Here is a 19,180-nt window from a genome sequence, read left to right as displayed (position 1 = left end):
GATTAGTGAGCTTCCTTGTTATTGTTGTTTGAACCAATCAAATGCTGCACGGCCCGTTCCATTTTCATGAAGCGGGAGCCCTTGATTAATACTGTTGCATCCGAACGGCCGGACAAGTGCGCATCGAGCGCCGCCAGCAAGCCGTCGAACTGTTCGAAATACTCCACGACCGTGCCCGATTCCTGGCTGGCGGCAGCCTGCGCCGCATTCACCAGATGGCGCGCCAGGCCGCCCGTCGCCAGCACGTATTCGATGCCTTTGATGGCGGCGTAGGCGCCGATCTCTTCGTGGAACTGCTGCCCCTGCGTGCCGACTTCGCCCATCTCGCCCAGCACCAGGATGCGTGGTGCCGCGGCCTGCGCCAGCACATCGATGGCCGCGCGCGCCGAATCCGGATTGGCGTTATACGTGTCGTCGATGATGGTGGCGCCGTTGGCGGCACGTTTTTTCTGCAGGCGGCCGTTCACTGGCGCGAACGCCTCCAGGCCCTGCCGGATATGTTCGATGGCGATGCCCGCGCCAACGGCGCATGCCACGGCCGCCAGCGCATTGCGTACATTATGCTCGCCCGCCGCCTGCAAGCCGACGAAGAACTGGCGCAAGCCGCCGTCCTGCGCGCGCACGCTGACGAACATGTCGCTGCCAAAATCCTCGGCCGCGCGATGCGTGCAGCTCACATCAGCATCCTTCGACAGGCCGAAGGTGATGACGGTGCGCGCGCCGGCCATCTCGCGCCACACGGGCGTGAATTCATCGCCGTGCGGGAAGACGGCGACGCCGTCGTCGGCCAATGCCACCAGCGCCGCGCCGTTCTCGCGCGCCACCGCTTCTACCGTATGCATGAATTCCTGGTGCTCGCGCTGCGCGTTGTTGACCATCGCCAGGGTCGGCGCGGCGATTGCCGCCAGGCGGCCGATTTCGCCCGGATGGTTCATGCCCATCTCGATGACAGCCGCCTTGTGTTCTTCATTCAGGCGGAACAGGGTCAGCGGCACGCCGATCTCGTTATTCAGGTTGCCGCGCGTGGCCAGGCGCGCTTCTTCGCCGAAGGCCGCCGCCAGGATGGATGAAATCATCTCCTTGACGGTGGTCTTGCCATTGCTGCCGGTGACGCCGATGACGGGCAAATTGAAACGGCGGCGCCAGTGATGGGCAATGTGACCCAGCGCCACCAGGGTATCGGCGACCACGATGGCCGGCACCTTGGCGCTATCCCAGCCTGCGGGCAAGCGCTCGACCAGCACGGCGGCGACGCCGCGCGCGGCCACCTGGTCGAGGAAGTCGTGGGCGTCGAAACTCTCGCCGCGCAAAGCAACGAAGAGCGAGCCGGCTTGGGCGCTGCGGCTGTCGGTGGACACGCCGTCAAACGCTGCGTCGCCCGCCAGCTGCGCGCCGTCCAGCGACGGCATCAGTTCTGTCAGTGTGCCGCGCATCAGTTCGTCCTCATCATGGTCAGGCGCGCGGACAAGGCCAGCTGCGCATGGTCGGCATCGGAGAACGGCAGTTTCTTGCCCTTGATTTCCTGGTACGGCTCATGGCCTTTGCCCGCCAGCAAGATCACGTCCGGCTTGGCGGCATGCTTGATGGCCGACAGGATGGCTGCGGCGCGGTCTTCGATCGCCTGCGGCTGCGGGCCGTCTGCATGCATGCCGGCGACGATTTGCGCGATGATGGCGTGCGGGTCTTCGCTGCGCGGATTGTCGCTGGTGACCACCACGTGGTCGGCCAATTGCGCGATGGCGCCCATCTGCGGACGCTTGCCCGGATCGCGGTCGCCGCCGCAGCCGAACACGCACCACAGCTGGCCGCCACGCTCCTGCGCCACCTGGCGCAAGGCGGCCAGGGTTTTTGCCAAAGCGTCCGGCGTATGCGCGTAATCGATGACGACCATCGGCGCTTCCTGGCCACCCACCTGTTGCATGCGGCCTGGGGCCGGCTGCAGCGATTCGATGCCGTCGATGGCGGCGCGCAGGCCGGTGCCATGCGCCAGCAAGGCGCCCAGCACGGCCAGCGCGTTGCTGATATTGAAGTGACCCACCAGTTGCGTCTTGACCAGCGCCACGCCCAGCGCGCATTCCAGGTGGAAGTCGGTACCGGCATGGCGGCTGCGGAACTGGCTGGCGCGCAGCATCAGCACACCCGGCAAGTCAGGCTGGCTGGCCGCATCCTGCAAGGTGTAGCCGATGACGGGATATTCGCCGGACAGCTTGCCATCCACGTGGCGCGCCAGGCGCAGCCCCATGGGATCGTCGAGGTTGATGACGGCCGTTTTCAGGCCGGGCCAGTCGAACAGCTTGACTTTGGCCGCCTCGTAGGCCGCCATGTCGCCGTGATAATCAAGGTGGTCGCGCGTCAGATTGGTGAACATGGCGACATCGAAATGCATGCCGGCCGCGCGTTCCTGGTCCAGGCCGATCGACGACACTTCGATGGCGACGGCCCGGGCGCCGGCATCGCGCATGGCGGCCAGTTTACGCGCCAGCAGCACGGCGTCGGGCGTGGTGTAGCCAGTGACGTCGAATTCGATGGCGCCGCGCGGCTTGCACAGGCCCACGCCCAACGTCCCAATGACGGACGATGTTTCGCCCAGGCGCGCCAGCGCTTGCGCCAGCCATAGCGCGCAGGATGTCTTGCCATTCGTGCCCGTCACGCCGGCGCTGAACATGGCGCTGTCGGGCATGCCGTAAAAAGCATGCGCCACGGGGCCGGCCAGGCGTTTCAGGTCGCTGACCAGCAGGTGCGGCACGCTCCATGCGGCGTTCCATTCGACGGCATCATGCACGATGGCGGCGGCGCCCTGCGCGATGGCGGCGGCGATGAAATGCGTGGCGCCCGCATAGGCGAAAAACACGTCGCCGCGCTGCACGCGGCGCGAATCGGACGTCAGCTGCCCGGACGGGGCAGCCGCTTTGATCCACAAACTGATGTCTTGTATGGTCATGAGTGACTTCACATGGCCTCCGGGCCGGCATTGGCCGGGACCACGATTTCGGTAACGGAGGAATCGGGCGGTACGTTCATCGCGCGCAGCGCGTTGGTCGCAATCGCCGCGAAAGCGGGAGCGGCAACCTGGCCGCCATAGTGGGCAGCGCCGGTTGGTTCATCGATCATCACGGCAATGATGAAGCGCGGCGCCGACATCGGCACCATGCCCACGAACGAGCCGATGTATTTGCGCGGCATCGCATAGCGGCCGTTTTCCACCTTGTAGGCGGTACCCGTCTTGCCGCCCACGCGGTAGCCGGCGACCTGGGCGCGCTTGGCCGAGCCGTGCGCGCCGGAGACCACCAGTTCCAGCATGGCGCGCATGTCGGCGGCCGTCTTCGGCTTGATCACCTGCTGGCCAACGGGCAGTTCATTGACCTTCTGGAATGACAGGGGGATCGTATCGCCATCGCGGGCGAACATCATGTAGGAGCGCGCCAGCTGGATCAGCGAGACGGAAATGCCGTTACCGTAGCTCATGGTGGCCTGTTCCACCGGGCGCCACGATTTATACGGACGCACGCGGCCGGCCACGGCGCCGGGGAAGCCCCATTTCGGCTGCTGACCGAAGCCCACCTTGGTAAACATTTCCCACATTTCCTGCGACGGCATGCCCAGCGCGATTTTCGAGGTGCCGATGTTCGACGACATCTCGATGATTTCGGAAACGCTGATCACGCCGTGCGGCTTGGTATCGGTAATCGTGCGGTCGGCGATGGTGTAGCGGCCCGGCCCCGTGTCGATCAGCGTGCCCGGCTTGACGCGGCCCGTGTCGAGCGCCAGCGAGACGGTGATCGGCTTCAGGGTCGAACCGGGTTCAAAGGTGTCGGTCATGACGCGGTTGCGCAGCTGCTGCCCGGTGAGCTTGCGGCGGTCGTTCGGGTCGTAGCTGGGGTAGTTGGCCAGGGCCAGCACTTCGCCCGTGTGCACGTCGAGCACCACGGCGCCGCCGGCCTTGGCATTGAATTTTTCCACCGCTTCCTTCAGCTGCGTGAAGGCGATGTACTGGATCTTGCTGTCGACGGACAGGGTCAGGTCCTTGCCGTCATGCGGTTCGTGGATGAAGCCGATGTCTTCGACGATGTGGCCCAGGCGGTCCTTGATCACGCGGCGGCTGCCGGTGGTACCGACGAGGGTTTTCTGCTGCGCCAGTTCCATGCTTTCCTGGCCCACGTCTTCCACGTTGGTAAAGCCCACCACGTGGGTCATCACTTCGCCCTGTGGATAAAAGCGCTTGTATTCCTTGCGCTCGTCGATGCCGTCGATGCCCAGCTTGGAGATCTTGTCGGCCACGTCCATCTCGACCTGGCGTTTCAGGTAAACGAAGCTGCGGTCCGAATCGAGCTTCTTGCGCAATTCATTGACGTTCATTTCCAGCAAGCCGGCCAGCGCGTTGATTTTCTCGGGCGACGCCTGCAACACGTCGTCGGGAATGGCCCAGATGGCTTTCACGGGCACGGACGAAGCGAGCACCTGGCCGTTGCGGTCGGTGATCTTGCCGCGCGTGGCCGGCAGTTCCAAGGTGCGCTCGTAGCGCGCCTTGCCCTGCTTTTGCAAAAACTGCGTCGACACGCCCTGCAGCCACAGCGCGCGCGCGCCCAGGCCAGCGAAAGCGAAGAACAGCAGGAACAGCACGACGCGCGAACGCCAGACGGGCAGACGCACTGCCAGTACGGGGTTCTTCGAGAATGGCACGCCTTTCGATGCCGCCACCCGGCCGTTGCTATTACCGCCCAACTTCATTACTCGCCCTCCGTCAGGTATTGCGTACGCGCCGCCGTCAACGGCGTCATGCTCAGGTCGCGCCGTGCGATCGATTCAATGCGTTCATGCTTGCCCAAAGTGGACTGATCCAGCTGCAGTTGTGCCCAGTCGATGTCGAGCTGGCGCGACAGCGCTTGCGCGCGCTCCAGGTCGATCAGCAGGTGGCGCGACTGGTACTGCGCGTTCACCAGCGACAGGCCGCAACACACCAGCAGGGCCGACAGCACGACACACAGCTTGCCAGTCATCGGACGCCGCCACTCACAGGAATGGGCAAACGCTGCGCCACGCGCATCACGGCCGAACGCGAACGGGGGTTACCCTCGATCTCGGCATCGGACGGCTTCATCTTCAATATCAGCTTCATTTCCGGCTGCGGCAAGTCGACCGCGCGGATCGGCAGGCGGCGGTCAGGCTGCTCCACGTTCGCCTTCGAGGCGAAGAAGCGCTTGACCATGCGGTCTTCCAGCGAATGAAAACTGATCACGGCCATGCGCGCGCCAGGCGCCAGGCAGGCATACGCCTGGTTCAGACCGATCTCGAGATCCTCGAGCTCTTTGTTAATGAAAATGCGGATTGCCTGAAAGGTGCGGGTAGCGGGGTCCTTACCCTTCTCGCGGGTCTTGACGGCGCCTGCCACGATGCCGGCAAGCTGTCGTGTGCTTGAAATTGGCTGGACTGCCCGGCCAGCAACAATCGCCTTTGCAATCTGAAAAGCAAACCGTTCTTCCCCATAATCGCGTATCACTTTCTCTAATTTCTGCTCGGTTTCCACCGCCAGCCATTCGGCCGCGGAGATGCCGCGCGTCGTATCCATGCGCATGTCCAGCGGTCCGTCGTTGCGGAAGCTGAAACCGCGCGCCGCGTCGTCGACCTGCGGCGACGAGATGCCCAGGTCAAGCAAGATGCCATCGACCTGCTGCACGCCACGCGCGGCCAGGCTGGCCGTCATGGTGGCAAAGCTGTCATGGACAATTTCAAAGCGGGGGTCGCCGATCTGTTCGGCCGTGGCGATGGCTTGCAAATCCTTGTCGAAGCCGATCAGGCGCGCGTCAAGCGCCAGGCGCGACAAAATCAATCGGCTATGACCGCCGCGGCCAAACGTGCCATCGACGTAAATGCCGTGTGCGCGGTCGCCCGTCAGGTCGAGTGCATCGACCGCTTCATCGAGCAGCACCGTGCGATGCTGAAATTCCGGCACCGTGAGTTGTGTCATTACGGAGCCTTAGAAAGAAAAATTGGAAAGTACATCGGGGGTGCCGGCATCGATCGCCTGCTGTTCTTTGTCGGCCAACTTGGCGGCATCCCATATTTCAAAGTGGCTGCCCATGCCGATCATCATGACTTCGCGCGACAGCCCCACGGCGTTGCGCAATTCGGGCGAGATCAGCACGCGGCCGGCCGAGTCCAGCTCGACGTCAACGGCGTTGCCGAGGAAGATGCGCTGCCAGGCGCGCGCCGACATGGGCCAGGCGGCGATTTGCTGGCGGTGGTTTTCCCACACGGGACGGGGAAAAAACAGCAGGCAGCCATCGGGGTGCTTGGTCAGGGTCAGACGGCCTTCGCATTGAATCGCCAGCGCGTCACGGTGCTTGGCAGGGATAGACATCCTGCCTTTGGCATCGAGATTGATTGCGGACGCGCCTTGAAACACGGAAGACCTTTTTTGAGCTTGGGTTGCGACGCTTGCGCATCATGATGAAAAGGAGAAATTTCCCACAAAAACACACTTTTTCACACAGTTGCCCACTTTAGAGTAAGCAAAGATAGTGGTCAAGCGGTTTCCGATTGGCAAAACAGGAATTTTATTAATGAAATTAAGGACTTAGCGCATATCGTTGAAGCAGTCTCAAATAAAAATATATCGATAAATTAGATACTTATGAAAGATAGTGAATGTGCTACCTCATCTGCACACATGTGTTTTCCTACCGTAAACATCAAAAAAGACGAAATGTAAAAATTGAATTTTTTACAGTTAGTTGACACATGACAATACTTTCGACCTCCAGGCACAACAACAAGCAGCCACAGCATAAGACTTGGTTTAAGGCAAAAAAATTGCGCCCTTGGCGCGTATCGGCCCTGTTTTCCGGGGTTGGCCTGATGCGGATCAACTATTTTTGCAATGCAGCAATTAATTGAGACGAAGAAACTTTAACCAATTGTTCATTTTAGTTGTATATACAACTTTATCCTGATCACTATCTTTTTGGAAACAAAAAAAGCCCCTTTGCGGGGGCTTTTGGGTGGCGCGCAGCAAGCAAACCGCTGCGGCCGATACACTCCCCGGCAGGCCCGGGAGCTAAAATTCAAGTGAAGCAGGCCGGTAGGCCGGATTTTGTTACGGCGCCTTCCCTTGCAGGTTGGCGCTATGACAGTCATTCCTCTAGGCGCCAGATTACTCGGACGCTCAAGCTTTCTACCCGCACGCTCCGCGAGCAGCATCATCGCGTGCCTATTTGAAATTGCACCAGGTGGAGGTTACCGCGTTTCACCGTAACTTAATACGCTCGTCTCTGTGGCCCTATTCCTCGCCTTATACCCCCTCTCCGTACAAGTACGTCGAGTAGGCTTTCAGCGGACGGCCGTTAACCGTCACCCCGCTCTATGGAGTCCGGACCTTCCTCCCGCCAGCGCATTGCTGCGCCGGCCAGCGACTGTCTGGCCTGCTTCACCCGCCATTGTACCGCGCCGCAGCAGGTTTCTGCAAAAAGGCCTGTGCAGGAACGACACCGCTCGCCGGGCCCCTCGTCGAGCCCCGGCCCGGGGGATTGTGTAATTCGGTGTCGCCATTTCAAAAGCCGGGCCAAATCGGCTCACATAGAATGGGCAAGCTGCTTGCATGCAAGCGCATGCACACCGCTTGCCCCACTTCTTTGCCACCCCACTAGACTATAAAGAGCCGAACATGACGCAACAATCCCGTACCGGCGGCCAGATCCTGGTCGATGCCCTGCAGATCCATGGTGTCGACACCGCTTTTGGCGTGCCTGGCGAAAGCTACCTCGACGTGCTGGACGCCCTGCACGATTCGGGCATCCGCTTCATCATCAACCGCCAGGAAGGCGGCGCCGCCTTCATGGCTGAAGCCTACGGCAAGCTGACGGGCAAGCCGGGCATCTGCTTCGTCACGCGCGGACCGGGCGCCACCAACGCCTCGATCGGCGTGCACACGGCGTATCAGGATTCGACGCCGATGATCCTGTTCATCGGCCAGGTGGGCAACGATTTCGTCGACCGCGAAGCGTTCCAGGAAATCGACTACCGCCGCATGTACGGCCAGATGGCCAAGTGGGTGGCACAGATCGACCGCGCCGAGCGCATCCCCGAATACCTGGCGCGCGCCTTCCAGGTCGCCACCAGCGGGCGCCCCGGCCCTGTCGTGCTGGCCCTGCCGGAAGACATGCTCATTTCCATGGCGACTGTCGCCGACACGCGCGCCTACCAGCCGGTACAGGCATCGCCATCGGACGCGCAACTGCAGCAATTGCGCGCCATGCTGGCCGAAGCGCAGCGTCCGCTGGTCTTGCTGGGCGGCACCACCTGGACGCCGCAGGCCTGCGCCGACCTGCAACAGTTCGCGGAAAGCAAGCACCTGCCCGTCGCCTGCGCCTTCCGCTTCCAGGACTTGCTCGACAATGCCCACCCGAACTACATCGGCGATGTCGGCATCGGCATCAACCCGAAACTGGCCGCGCGCGTGAAAAATGCCGACCTGGTCATCGCCATCGGCCCGCGCCTCGGTGAAATGACGACGGGCGGCTACACGCTGTTCGACGCACCCGTGCCGCGCCAGCGCCTGGTGCACATCCATACGGACGCCGAAGAGCTGGGCAGCGTTTACCAGGCCGAACTGATGATCAACAGCGGCATGCCGCAAGCGTGCGCCATGCTGGCAGCCATGGCCCCCGTCGACGCTTCCGCCTGGAAACATACGCCGGCCGAAGCGAAGGCCGAGCTGGCCGCCTATCAGGAGCGCCCGCCCATCTTCCAGGATGGCCAGGCGCCGCTGGACCTGTGGCAAGTGACGCAGGAAATCATGGCGCAGGCACCTCTTGATACCATCCTGACCAACGGCGCCGGCAATTACGCCTCGTGGGCGCACCGTTTTTATCGCTACGGCGGCATGCGCACGCAGCTGGCGCCAACGAATGGCGCCATGGGCTATGGCGTGCCGTCCGGCGTGGCGGCGAAGATCGTGCATCCGGAGCGTACCGTGATCACCTTTGCCGGCGACGGCGAATACATGATGAATGGCCAGGAACTGGCCACCGCCGTGCAATACCAGGCGGGCGTGGTCATCATCGTCTTCAATAACCAGATGTTCGGCACCATCCGCATGCACCAGGAACGCGATTACCCGGGCCGCGTCTCGGGCACGACCCTGCATAACCCGGATTTTGCGGCGCTGGCGCAGGCGTATGGCGCGCATGGCGAAGTGGTGACTACGACAGAAGAGTTCGCCCCTGCCCTGCAACGGGCGCTGGCGCACGCCAGCGCGCACAACTTGCCTGCATTGATCGAGCTGCGCTATGACGGCAACCTGATCACGCCGAACGCCACGCTGGCCACCATCCGCGCCACGGCGGAAAAGGCGCAGGCGGCCAAATAAGCCCGTTTCAGCGCGACAAACAACAAAGGCCCGGTCGATACCGGGCCTTTTTCTTTTTGACAGCGATGATCGCTCAGGCAGCCGGTACTGGCGCGCTTTCCTCGGCAGGCACTGCGTCGGCGGGCGCTTGCGGCACCGGTGGGCAGGGCGTGCAGTTTTTCAGGGGACGGCCGAAATCGCGCACGCGGCTCAGTTTCATGGGCATGCGCACATTGCCGCCGCAGTAATCGCCTTCCAGGGTCAGGGTTTGCCCGTCTTTGGAAAACTTGCCGACGATGGTGCGCTCTTCGCTGTCGGCGCCGGCGATGGTGAAGTCGAAGGCGCCCGTAGCGGCGTCCAGGTTGACGTCGTTGGCGACGATGGGCCAGCTCAGGGCGCCAGCAGTAAATTCATAGATGACGGAGTCGGCCTCGGCGAAGCGGTGCAGGGTTACGCGCTGGCCGCCGATTTCGCCGCTATCCTTTTGCAGGCACAGGTCCGAGTAGACGGCAACGCCGTAACGCTCCAGTCCGGCCGGCTTCTTGCCCTTGACGGCGGCGACAGCGGCACCCGTGGCGCCGGCGAATAACAACGCGGCCAGCAGGACGGCCAGGCGCGGCGATGTGTATGGAGACATGGCATTCCTTTACTTGAGTGACGGCGCCATTATAACTGGCACCGCCCATGCAAAAACGCGCCGCCAGGCCGAAGCCAGACAGCGCGTTTCTTTGCTTGCAGCATCCCCGAAGGGATGCCTGAGCGGTACTAAGCTTCGCTTGCGCGAATATTAGAACGAGTGACGAACACCAACGTTGAACGCTTGGTCGCCCGAACCAACATTGCTGTTGTTACCAACGGTGTAACCAGCGTTGTTTTTGTTCGAGATTTTAGCGTACGAAGCGTAGGTGCTGGTGCGCTTCGACAGAGCGTACGAGTAGCCCACTGCGAACTGGTTCGCATCGGCGTTCGAAACGCCGTTTTTGTCGTTGACGTGGATGATCGAAGCCATCACGGTGCCGGCTGGACCAACTGGTACGGTTGCGCCGATCAGGGCGGTGGTGCTGTCGTTGGACAGACCACCGGTCGATACGGTGTTGAACAGGTTACCCTCTTTTGCGTTGTTACGGGTCGAGCTGTTCAGGCCTTTGTTGACGCCGTATGCAACATACGCTTTCGCTACTGCGAAGTCGTAGTTAGCGGCTACCAGCCAGTTACGTGCGCTGCCAACATCGCTGGTGGCGGTTTCGTTGCTGGTGGTGTTGTAAGCAACACGTGCGTTCAAAGGACCGTTAGCGTAGCCAACCGATGCGCCCATTTGGCGACCGATTTTGCTGGATACCAGGCTCTCTTGGTCTTTGTTGCCGGTGCTGTAAGCAACGTCAGCGTCAAAGCCGCTGAAGTTTGGCGACGAGTACAGCACGGTGTTGCTGGTACGGGTGGTGTTCGCTGGGAACAAGTTCTTGGCGGAACCAGCGTAGCCAGCTGCGAATGGATCAGCAACTTTCGACAGGGTGTTGTACCAAGGGGTGTATTGACGACCCAGGGTTACGGTACCAGCCGTTTTGCTGCTCAGGCCAACATAGGCTTGACGACCAAACAGGGCTTCACCATCTTGCGAACCGGAATCAACTTTGAAACCCGATTCCAGAACGAACAGTGCCGACAGGCCGCTGCCCAGATCTTCGGTGCCTTTGAAGCCGATACGCGAAGCCGAAGCAACGCCGCTATCGATTTTGTTGACGGTGCCGGCTGAGCCGCCGCGCTCGCTGACGAAACCAGCGTCAACGGTACCGTAGATAACAACGCTCGATTGAGCTTGGGCTACGCCAGTGGCTGCTGCCAGGACTGCCAGGGTGATCAGAGTTTTTTTCATTGCGATTTCCTTTAATTTTTGAAGCAAAAAGTAATACAGCCTATGCATCTCGAGCTGCGCTCTAGCAGAGCGCTTTTTATGAGTGAGGGCAAGGTCTCCACCTGCCACATTGCTGTTCCGGTCAGGGGAACATTCATATCGGTATCGGCACGCTATTGCACCGATAAGCTTGAAGGCTGCATAACGACCGTCATTCGTGCGCCGGTTCGGTGCTCAAACGGCACCGGAAGCGGCACTATAACGACCGTTTCACATTCCATCAAGTTCCAACATGTTACTTCCGGTACCAGGCCGGGGGCTTTTTCAGGCATCCCGACCATCGCCAACCGTACTACGCGACAGAGCCAGTGCCCCTTGCCAACCAATGCATGGGCCTGATTGACCATTCCATCATAGCGCATGGTTTGCTGGCACCCGTTGTATTAGTGCAACAGTATCAGGCGAGTGATTAAAACGTCAACATGCTTTACCCATCATTTGCCCTCCAATACTTACGCGACAAAGCGCACAGTTTGTCAGGCGATAATGGATAAACGGGACGAAGCATACACGGCATCGCCAATGTTTGCTGCCAGATGCCCAAAAACGGGAAATAATGCGCCCTGTTTTGGTGCGTTGCCGCATTATTCAGGGGCGTAGGCGCCAATTCGCGCGTCGGCGCAGGCGTTCAAAAAATAGCCAAAGTGACAATGAAATTACTGACTTTCCGGTAATTTAAATTGCTCACATATAAATGTTTTCCATGTTTACCAGCGCATGCGCCAGCTACCCGCCAGGAACGCATGAGGACGACTCTTGCTTGCAAATTGCGCATCAATTGAAACAATTTCTTACAATGTTGCCTTCTCAATATTTTGACAATTTTGTTTCTAAAAAACGACACTTTGACCGAAATCAAGTTTTCACCTGACCTATTTCACACAATTTACTTTTTCTTTTTTGTATTTTTTGCTTAAAAGCATCGCTAAATCGCCTTAGCGCTGGCTTGCGCGCCGGAGCAGGCGCATGAAACCGCCCAGCAGAGGCAGTTTTTCATACAATTCTTCCGCCACATCCCAATAATCGCGGTGCAAGACCACCCGTCCCTGCGCATCGAAGCGCACATGGGTGGCGCCACGAATACATTGTTCGCCAGATACCAGTCGCTTCATGCGGAAACGAAACTCCCACGTCAGGAAGGCTTGCGTCCCCTGCCCCAGGCTTTCCAGCACGACAAACCGCGGCGCATCGACCTGCACGAACATGTGCTCGAAGATGGCCAGGATGGCGGCATGCCCCTGCACCTCGTTGAACGGATCCTTGAAATGGGCATCCGGCGCGTACACGGCGCCCAGTTGCGCCAGGTTGTCGATGCGCAGGTGCTCGTAAAACGCCACCAGGCGCGCCAACGGGTCATCCATGCTTGCGTTCATAGGCCAGTCACCTTGCGGATCAGCCAGAAATAGGCGCGGTACGGCAACAGCCGCGCCAGGCGCAGGATATTCGTGAAGCGTTTGGGAAAGTGGATGTGAAACTGCCCCCGCTCAATGCCGTCGAGCATGGCGGCGGCCGCGTCGTGCGCCGTCATCAGGGCAGGCATCTTGAAATCATTGTCCGCCGTCAGCGGCGTGGCGACGAAGCCGGGATTGATTTGATACACGTCAATGCCACGCCCATGCAAATCCAGGTACAGCGACTCCGTCAGGTTGATCAGCGCCGCCTTGCTGGCGCCATACGCGAGCGCCTTGGGCAAGCCGCCATAGCCGGCCACCGAGCCGACGATGCCGATGCCGCCGCTGCCCTGGCGCAACAGCCACGGCAAGGCTTGCTCCAGGCAATTGAAGACGCCGCCCACATTCAAGGCCAGCAAGTCCTGCGCCGCCTCAAGGTCAAAGCTATCGGCGCGCATGGCCTGATAGCCGCCGGCCACCACCAGTATCAGGTCGATATGCGTCCACTGTTGCTGCAATTGCGCGCAGACGGCCCGCAACTGCGCGGGCTGGGTGATATCGAGCGGCAAGGCCTGCGCCAGCGGCTGCCCCTGGCACAGCAGTTCCAGGCTGGCGCGATGGCGGGCCGACAGGGCCACGCACGCGCCCTGCTCCAGCAACAAGGTGGCGCACGCGGCGCCGATGCCGCTGGAAGCGCCGATGACCCACACGCGCTTGCCGGCCCAGCTGGTGATCTTGCGATTCATGGGGCCGCCTTTGATGGACGCTTGCTGAACGATAAAGTGACGGCGCCCAGGCTGAAGCCGAACTTGCTCATGGCGGCGCGGTTGAGCATGACCTTGTCATCCATCAGGAACATCCAGTCCTCGAAATCGACGTGGTAAACCGTGCCATCGACGGGCAGCGCCAGCACATATTGCCAACGCAAGGCATTGCCGGCCACTTCGCCGATGGCCTCGCCGACCACGTCGGGCGCCGTGCCGATGAAGCGCCCGGGCGCCGTCTTGCGCAATGTCCACACGCGGCGTTGTTTGCTGCCGTCCGAATACGTGAAATCCTCGTCCAGGGTGCCCATCTCGCCCACCCAGCTGGCCCGCATCACCACCGTGAAGCGCTTGACCACCTTGCCCGAGCGGTCCTGGAAGATGCCGTGGGCGTCGAGCGTGCCGTTGAAGTACTGCTGCAGATCCAGTACGGGCAATTCCTGCGCGTACGTGGCGGGGGTGGGCGGCGTTGAGCAGGCGGCCAGCGCCAGCAGCACAGCCGCCGCCGCTATGCCGCGTCGGCAGCATTTCATGAGGTGCATGGTCGAATCTCCAGTTGATCGCTATATATATGTTGTAAGGGCGCGCGCCACAGCAGCAGCGCGGCCAGCAGTTTCAGGGCGCAGGGCAGCAAGGCGTAAGCGACAGACAGGGCCGGCAAGCCTTTGTTGCTGCCCGGCACATAGCCGAGCCAGGCCAGCAGGGGCAAGGCGATGCCGGCCGCCAGTGCCAGGCTCATTTGCACGCCCCAGTTCCACCAGCCGAAATACGCCGCTTCGTGCCGCCCGGCATGGCCCGCCGCGCCGATCAGCCCTGCCAGCAGGGCCGGCGGCAAGGCCAGGTCGGCCCCCAGCGCCAGGCCCGACAGCAGGCAGATACTGGCAAAGCCCCAGGCGGCGCCCGCGTCCAGGCCATATGCCCAGACAAACACACCGGCGGCCAGCAGCATGGCGCCGCCCCAGGCACGCGCTTCGCCAAAGCGGCGCGCCAGCGCCACCCACGCGGGCATCGAGGCGGCCGCCGCGCAAAAATACACGATCAGGAACGGACCGGCGTAATGCCCCAGGCGCAGATAATCGCCGGCAAAGAACAGGAACAGGGTGGCGGGAATGGCGGCGGCCACGCCATTGACGAGCAGGACGGCGAACAGCCAGCGGAACGCGCGCTGGCGCAATGGCAGGCGCCAGGCGCCAGCGGGCAGCGCCTGCGTGCCTTGGCGCAAAAGCGGACGCGGCGCGCGCGCCAGCAACAGCGCGCCCGTCGCCAGCAGGCACACGGCAAAGGCCAGCGACAAGCCGTCATAGCCGAGCACGGAAGTCAATCCTGCCGCCAGGATCACGCCGAGCAAGCCGCAGCCTTCGCGCACGGCCGTCACGCGCGCCCGCTGCGCACGCGCCTGGCTCAATGCCGCGCCCCAGCTCTGGTGCGCGATGCCGGCCAGGCCATAGGCGGTGTAGACGAACAGCAAGGCGGCCAGGAACCAGGCCAGGCTTGCCCCATGCGACAGGGACGGCGGATGGAACAGGGCGCCAAAGCCCAACAGCAGCAGCGGTAGCGCCGCGCCGACATAGACGGCATAGCTGCGCCGGCCATGCGCCATCCAGGCGCCGAGGGCCGGATCGATGAAGGCGGCGGCGATGCGGGCCGCCAGCAGCACGGCGCCGATTTGCGCCAGGTCAAGGCTGCTGCGCTGCGCATAAAATGGCGCCACATATATATAGATGGGCAGTGCCAGCATGGCCAGCGGCAAGCCGAACAGGCCATAACTGAACAAGGCAGGCAAGGTCAAAGCGCCGGCCCCGCTACTCATGGCAGTGGCGCCGCACTCTGCAGCAGGGCCGCGCGCAGCTTCGGCGCCGTCGAGTCGGGCGACAGCCAGATGGCGAAGAAAGCGCGCGCGAAGTCGCCATCGCTCACGTCGGCCAGCACCTTGCCATCGAGATAAAAACGCACGCCGGGCGCGATGCCGGCCCGGTAGGCGCCCGCGATGCGCTGGTCTTCCTTGACGTCAGGAAAGATGCGCTGCATGGTGGCCAGCCACGCCAGGCGCTGCTGCTCCGTGCCGACGCCCAGCTTTTGCATCTGCTCATGGCTGGCTTCGGCGATCTTCTTGCCGTCAAGCGCACGCGCGTAGCGCAATTCCAGCACGAACGGCGCCGTTGCCGACGCCACGCCCTGGTAACCGTTCGCGCCCACCCACAGTTGCGCCCGATAAATACGCATGCCGAACCACGTGTATTCGCCCTCGCCCGCCAGGCGGGCCTCGGGCACGTCGGCAGCGATAAAGGCAGGCGGCGCGGCCGAGGCACCGAACATGGTCAATGACAACACAACAGTGGCAAGCAGGCGGCGCATGGTCAGTCCTTGATCAGGGTAAATTGCATCACATCCGTGTTGTGCGCCTGGAAGGCGGCCTCGCAATACGCGAGGTAAAACTCCCAGGTCAGCAGGAAACGGCCGTCGAAACCCTGCTTTTCCAGCGCCGTGCGCTGGGCCAGGAAACTGGCGCGCCACTGGCGCAAGGTTTCCGCGTAATCGAGGCCAAAGCTGAAGGCGTCCTCCACGCGCAAGCCCTGCGCCTCGGCGGCGCGGCGAAATTCCAGCGGCGAAGGCAACATGCCGCCCGGGAAAATATACTGTTGAATGAAATCCGTGCTCTTGCTGTAGCGCTGGAACAGTGCGTCGGCGATGACGATGGTCTGGATGCAGGCGCGTCCGCCCGGCTTCAGGTTGCGCGCCACGCAGGCGAAATAGCCGGGCCAGTAGCGTTGTCCCACGGCTTCGAACATCTCGATCGAGGCGATGGCGTCGTACTGGCCGGCGCTGTCGCGGTAGTCGCACAACTGCAGGTCGGCCTGCCCTGCCAGCCCCGCGTCCTGCAGGCGCTGGCGCGCATAGGCCAACTGCTCGGTCGACAAGGTCAGGCCCGTCACGTGGGCGCCGTTATCGCGCGCCGCCGTTTCCGCAAAGCCGCCCCAGCCGCAGCCAATTTCCAGCACGCGCTGACCCGGCTGCAGCTGCAGCTGGCTGGCGATGCGCCGGTATTTGGCACCTTGCGCCTGTTCCAGGCTGGCGCCTTCGCTAAACAGGGCGCTCGAATACGTCATCGATGGATCCAGCCACAGCTGATAAAAGGCGTTGCCGATGTCGTAATGGGCGTGGATATTCTTCTTGCTGCCGGCGCGCGAATTACGGTTGAGCAAGTGCCGCACCTTGTACAGCAGGCTGCCCCACCAATTGCCGTAGATCAGCGATTCAATCTGCGCGCGGTTGCGTATCATCAATTCGATCAAGCCCGGCAAATTGTCCGTGCGCCAGTCGCCGGCGATAAACGTTTCCGCAAAGCCGATGTCACCCGAACGCAACACGGCCGAGCACAGGTGCCAATTGTGCAAGTCCAGGGTGACGGGGTGGCTGGCGTCGCCATACAGCAAGATACGGCCATCGGGCGTGCGCAGGCGCAGGGCGCCATATTGCAGTTTTTCCAGCAGGCGCAGAATCATGCGCGCGGCAGCGGGCAAGTCCAGATGTTCATGCACATGGGTCGGGGACGGGCCGCTGCGCGCATGCAGGCCGGTCGGCAGGGAATCGGAGCTCATCGGGACACCTTTTCTTGTGGAGGGTGGGGTTTGCTGAAAAACGGCACGCGGCGCAGCCACAGGCGCAAGGCTTGCCAATGGATGCGCGCCATCACGCCAAACGTCATCAGGGGATAGCGCAGCAAGGCCCAGGCGATGGCGCCATCGCGCAGCGGCTGCGCCGTGCCGGACAAGCTGGTCTGCAAAATCGGACCGTCGAGGTCGTCATAATCGACGCGGGCCAGGTGGCGCTCGCCATCCTTGTCGTGGTTGCGCAGGAAACGGAAACGGTACTGCCCTTCCACCTTGCAAAACGGCGACACATGGAGAATCTTCTTGGCACGCAACTCGCTGCCATACGCGATGGCGCCGCCCTGTTCAAGCAAGTACAGATGGCGCTCGCCAAAGGTATTGCGCACATCGCAGAGCACGGCGCGCAGCGCCCCATCCGGGCGGTGGCAAAACCAGAAGCTGACGGGGTTGAAGACATAGCCGCACAGGCGCGGCATGGTTTGCAGCCAGATTTCGCCACCCGCGTCCAACACGCCATGCTGCTGCAGCAAGCCGTCGATCCACTCCAGCAGCGGCGTCGTGCCATCGCCATGGTCGCTGTCGCGGAAGGCCAGCACATTGGCACCGTTGCGCGACATCAAACGGGCCGCGAAATCCTGCGCGCCCAGGCTGCGCAGGGGCAGACGCAGATAAAACATGCCGTAACTGAAGGCATGTGCGCGCGGGCGCAGCCGCGCATGGCGAACCAGGCCCAGGCATAGCTGCGGCTGGGCCGGTTGCGCGGGATCACGCGGCATGGCCGAGCTCCGAAGCGGCCATGCCATTGAGCGCTTGCGCCACGGCCAGGCCCGACTTCAAGCCGTCCTCATGGAAACCGTAGCCCGTCCAGGCACCCGCGAACCACGTGTGCTGCGCGCCCTGGAAGCCGGCCAGGCGCGCCTGGGCGGCAATGGCCGCGCCATCGAACACGGGATGCGCATACGAAAACTCGTCGAGGATGGAGGCCGGGTCCGGTTCATCGAGGGGATTGAGCGAAACGATGACGGGCGTGGTGAACGGCAGCGGCTGCAACTGGTTCAGCAAATAATGCACGCATACTTGCGGCGCCTCGCCTTGCGCCACTGCCGGCCGTCCCTGGTAATTCCAGGCCGACCAAGCCTTGCGGCGTTGCGGCAGGCAGGACGCATCCGTATGCAGCACGGCCCGATTCGGCTGGTAGCGTACGGCTTCGAGCACAGAGCGCTCGTCGTCACGGATATCTCCCAGCAGGGCCAGCGACTGGTCGCTGTGGCAAGCGAGTACGACGTGATCGACATGCTCGACGCCGGCGGCCGTGTGCAGCTCGACCATGCGCGCGCCACCATGAGCCTGGCGACGCACGGCCAGCACGGGGCACGCCAGGCGCTGCTGCGGAATGCCCGCCAGCAGTTTTTCCACATACACGCGCGAACCGCCCCGTACCGTGCGCCATTGCGGCCGGTCGCTCACTTGCAGCAAGCCATGGTTGTGGCAGAAACGAATGAAGGTGGCCAAGGGAAAGGCCAGCATCTGGCGCGCCGGGCACGACCAGATACAGGCGGCCATTGGCAGCAGATACCAGTGGCGGAATTCATCGCCATAGCCGTGCAGGTCGAGAAACTCGCCCAGCGACAGGGCCGGCGCCGCCACGCTGGCCGTGGCCAGGGCGCTGGCCTGACGGTTGAAGCGCACGATATCGCGCAGCATGCGCAGGAAGGCGGGGCGCAGCAGATTGCTGCGCTGGGTAAACACGGTATCGAAATTGGCGCCAGCCCATTCCAGCACGCGCGCATCGGACGCAGTGCCGAGCGGCATTTTCACGGAAAACGACATGTCGCTATCAGCCGCCTCGACACCGAGTTCATCAAACAGTTGCACCAGGTTCGGGTAGGTGGCGTGATTGAATACGAGAAAACCCGTGTCGACGCCATGCGTGACGCCATCGAGCGTGACGTCCACCGTATGGCTGTGACCGCCAAAATAGTCACCCGCTTCGTACAAGGTGACGTCCTGGCCGGCTTGCGCCAGGCGATAGGCACACGACAAACCTGCAATTCCTGCTCCGACGACGGCAATTTTCATGAATACACCTGTGTTAAGTTTGTCCTGGACAAAACGAGCCTCATGGATAATCGATGAAATATTGATTTATGTCAATGAGT

General features: G+C 62.0%; 17 protein-coding genes and 1 other RNA gene. 1 reads left to right on the top strand and 17 read right to left on the bottom strand.

The genetic code is table 11. The annotated features are described in order from the left end of the window. Positions 1–2 precede the first annotated feature (2 nt). From murF to rnpB, 7 genes are all read right to left on the bottom strand, one after another. On the bottom strand, positions 3–1,433 hold the full coding sequence (gene murF, locus C8C92_RS05725; RefSeq protein WP_116743234.1) for a UDP-N-acetylmuramoyl-tripeptide--D-alanyl-D-alanine ligase: 1,431 nt from the start codon (positions 1,431–1,433) through the stop codon (positions 3–5). Then, positions 1,433–2,941 carry a UDP-N-acetylmuramoyl-L-alanyl-D-glutamate--2,6-diaminopimelate ligase gene (locus tag C8C92_RS05720; RefSeq protein WP_116743233.1) on the bottom strand — a complete coding sequence of 503 codons (1,509 nt, stop codon included), beginning with the start codon at positions 2,939–2,941 and terminating at the stop codon, positions 1,433–1,435. Before C8C92_RS05720 ends, murF begins: the two co-directional genes overlap by 1 nt. An 8-nt stretch (positions 2,942–2,949) precedes the next feature. Then, positions 2,950–4,728, bottom strand: coding sequence for a penicillin-binding protein 2 (locus C8C92_RS05715; RefSeq protein ID WP_099760604.1), 1,779 nt, complete (start codon positions 4,726–4,728; stop codon positions 2,950–2,952). Continuing rightward, positions 4,728–4,997 carry a cell division protein FtsL gene (gene ftsL / locus C8C92_RS05710; protein WP_034748894.1) on the bottom strand — a complete coding sequence of 90 codons (270 nt, stop codon included), beginning with the start codon at positions 4,995–4,997 and terminating at the stop codon, positions 4,728–4,730. Before ftsL ends, C8C92_RS05715 begins: the two co-directional genes overlap by 1 nt. Further along, entirely contained in the window at positions 4,994–5,965 is a 972-nt protein-coding gene (gene rsmH / locus C8C92_RS05705; protein WP_116743232.1) for a 16S rRNA (cytosine(1402)-N(4))-methyltransferase RsmH, read from the bottom strand. Before rsmH ends, ftsL begins: the two co-directional genes overlap by 4 nt. 9 nt (positions 5,966–5,974) lie before the next feature. Further along, complete coding sequence (mraZ, locus tag C8C92_RS05700) at positions 5,975–6,403, bottom strand: division/cell wall cluster transcriptional repressor MraZ (RefSeq protein ID WP_099760606.1); 429 nt, start codon at positions 6,401–6,403, stop codon at positions 5,975–5,977. Positions 6,404–7,063: 660 nt separating this feature from the next. Further along, positions 7,064–7,425: RNase P RNA component class A (gene rnpB / locus C8C92_RS05695), an RNA gene on the bottom strand. Between the two features lie 235 nt (positions 7,426–7,660). Here rnpB and C8C92_RS05690 point away from each other — a divergent pair. Next, entirely contained in the window at positions 7,661–9,364 is a 1,704-nt protein-coding gene (locus tag C8C92_RS05690; protein ID WP_099760607.1) for a thiamine pyrophosphate-binding protein, read from the top strand. 73 nt (positions 9,365–9,437) lie between these two features. On the opposite strand, the gene C8C92_RS05685 is transcribed toward C8C92_RS05690, so the two are convergent. From C8C92_RS05685 to C8C92_RS05640, 10 genes are all read right to left on the bottom strand, one after another. After that, positions 9,438–9,980, bottom strand: coding sequence for a hypothetical protein (locus C8C92_RS05685; RefSeq protein ID WP_099760608.1), 543 nt, complete (start codon positions 9,978–9,980; stop codon positions 9,438–9,440). Positions 9,981–10,130: 150 nt separating this feature from the next. Next, positions 10,131–11,216 (bottom strand): porin, encoded by a 1,086-nt coding sequence (locus tag C8C92_RS05680; protein WP_116743231.1) that lies wholly within the window; start codon positions 11,214–11,216, stop codon positions 10,131–10,133. A gap of 974 nt (positions 11,217–12,190) precedes the next feature. Continuing rightward, positions 12,191–12,628, bottom strand: a complete 438-nt coding sequence (locus C8C92_RS05675; protein WP_099760610.1) for a nuclear transport factor 2 family protein — start codon at positions 12,626–12,628, stop codon at positions 12,191–12,193. Beyond that, positions 12,625–13,392, bottom strand: a complete 768-nt coding sequence (locus tag C8C92_RS05670; protein WP_116743230.1) for an SDR family NAD(P)-dependent oxidoreductase — start codon at positions 13,390–13,392, stop codon at positions 12,625–12,627. The genes C8C92_RS05675 and C8C92_RS05670 overlap by 4 nt, the downstream gene beginning before the upstream one ends. Continuing rightward, the gene (locus C8C92_RS05665; RefSeq protein WP_116743229.1) at positions 13,389–13,952 is read right to left on the bottom strand and encodes a DUF3833 domain-containing protein; all 564 of its coding nucleotides are present in this window, start codon (positions 13,950–13,952) and stop codon (positions 13,389–13,391) included. The genes C8C92_RS05670 and C8C92_RS05665 overlap by 4 nt, the downstream gene beginning before the upstream one ends. After that, positions 13,940–15,220 (bottom strand): MFS transporter, encoded by a 1,281-nt coding sequence (locus C8C92_RS05660; RefSeq protein ID WP_099760613.1) that lies wholly within the window; start codon positions 15,218–15,220, stop codon positions 13,940–13,942. Before C8C92_RS05660 ends, C8C92_RS05665 begins: the two co-directional genes overlap by 13 nt. Then, positions 15,217–15,765 (bottom strand): chalcone isomerase family protein, encoded by a 549-nt coding sequence (locus tag C8C92_RS05655; RefSeq protein WP_116743228.1) that lies wholly within the window; start codon positions 15,763–15,765, stop codon positions 15,217–15,219. Before C8C92_RS05655 ends, C8C92_RS05660 begins: the two co-directional genes overlap by 4 nt. Positions 15,766–15,767: 2 nt before the next feature. Beyond that, entirely contained in the window at positions 15,768–17,009 is a 1,242-nt protein-coding gene (locus tag C8C92_RS05650) for a cyclopropane-fatty-acyl-phospholipid synthase family protein (RefSeq protein WP_243420122.1), read from the bottom strand. Next, positions 17,006–17,797 (bottom strand): DUF1365 domain-containing protein, encoded by a 792-nt coding sequence (locus C8C92_RS05645; protein WP_116743227.1) that lies wholly within the window; start codon positions 17,795–17,797, stop codon positions 17,006–17,008. Before C8C92_RS05645 ends, C8C92_RS05650 begins: the two co-directional genes overlap by 4 nt. Further along, positions 17,787–19,100, bottom strand: coding sequence for an FAD-dependent oxidoreductase (locus C8C92_RS05640; protein WP_116743226.1), 1,314 nt, complete (start codon positions 19,098–19,100; stop codon positions 17,787–17,789). The genes C8C92_RS05645 and C8C92_RS05640 overlap by 11 nt, the downstream gene beginning before the upstream one ends. Positions 19,101–19,180 lie beyond the last annotated feature (80 nt).

Origin of the sequence: Janthinobacterium sp. 78 (assembly GCF_003096775.1) — a bacterium.
GTDB classification, from domain to species: Bacteria; Pseudomonadota; Gammaproteobacteria; order Burkholderiales; family Burkholderiaceae_D; genus Janthinobacterium; species Janthinobacterium tructae.
Note: the sequence above shows the minus strand (reverse complement) of the source record. Positions and strands in the feature narration are given on the sequence as shown.

Excerpts from the sequence above, each read along its gene's own strand:
- C8C92_RS05640 (WP_116743226.1), bottom strand. The coding sequence starts at position 19,100 with ATGAAAATTGCCGTCGTCGGAGCAGGAATTGCAGGTTTGTCGTGTGCC.
- murF (WP_116743234.1), bottom strand. The coding sequence starts at position 1,433 with ATGCGCGGCACACTGACAGAACTGATGCCGTCGCTGGACGGCGCGCAG.
- ftsL (WP_034748894.1), bottom strand. The coding sequence starts at position 4,997 with ATGACTGGCAAGCTGTGTGTCGTGCTGTCGGCCCTGCTGGTGTGTTGC.
- C8C92_RS05655 (WP_116743228.1), bottom strand. The coding sequence starts at position 15,765 with ATGCGCCGCCTGCTTGCCACTGTTGTGTTGTCATTGACCATGTTCGGT.
- C8C92_RS05715 (WP_099760604.1), bottom strand. The coding sequence starts at position 4,728 with ATGAAGTTGGGCGGTAATAGCAACGGCCGGGTGGCGGCATCGAAAGGC.
- C8C92_RS05645 (WP_116743227.1), bottom strand. The coding sequence starts at position 17,797 with ATGCCGCGTGATCCCGCGCAACCGGCCCAGCCGCAGCTATGCCTGGGC.
- C8C92_RS05660 (WP_099760613.1), bottom strand. The coding sequence starts at position 15,220 with ATGAGTAGCGGGGCCGGCGCTTTGACCTTGCCTGCCTTGTTCAGTTAT.
- C8C92_RS05690 (WP_099760607.1), top strand. The coding sequence starts at position 7,661 with ATGACGCAACAATCCCGTACCGGCGGCCAGATCCTGGTCGATGCCCTG.
- C8C92_RS05675 (WP_099760610.1), bottom strand. The coding sequence starts at position 12,628 with ATGAACGCAAGCATGGATGACCCGTTGGCGCGCCTGGTGGCGTTTTAC.
- C8C92_RS05670 (WP_116743230.1), bottom strand. The coding sequence starts at position 13,392 with ATGAATCGCAAGATCACCAGCTGGGCCGGCAAGCGCGTGTGGGTCATC.
- C8C92_RS05720 (WP_116743233.1), bottom strand. The coding sequence starts at position 2,941 with ATGACCATACAAGACATCAGTTTGTGGATCAAAGCGGCTGCCCCGTCC.
- C8C92_RS05650 (WP_243420122.1), bottom strand. The coding sequence starts at position 17,009 with ATGAGCTCCGATTCCCTGCCGACCGGCCTGCATGCGCGCAGCGGCCCG.
- C8C92_RS05665 (WP_116743229.1), bottom strand. The coding sequence starts at position 13,952 with ATGCACCTCATGAAATGCTGCCGACGCGGCATAGCGGCGGCGGCTGTG.
- C8C92_RS05680 (WP_116743231.1), bottom strand. The coding sequence starts at position 11,216 with ATGAAAAAAACTCTGATCACCCTGGCAGTCCTGGCAGCAGCCACTGGC.
- C8C92_RS05685 (WP_099760608.1), bottom strand. The coding sequence starts at position 9,980 with ATGTCTCCATACACATCGCCGCGCCTGGCCGTCCTGCTGGCCGCGTTG.
- rsmH (WP_116743232.1), bottom strand. The coding sequence starts at position 5,965 with ATGACACAACTCACGGTGCCGGAATTTCAGCATCGCACGGTGCTGCTC.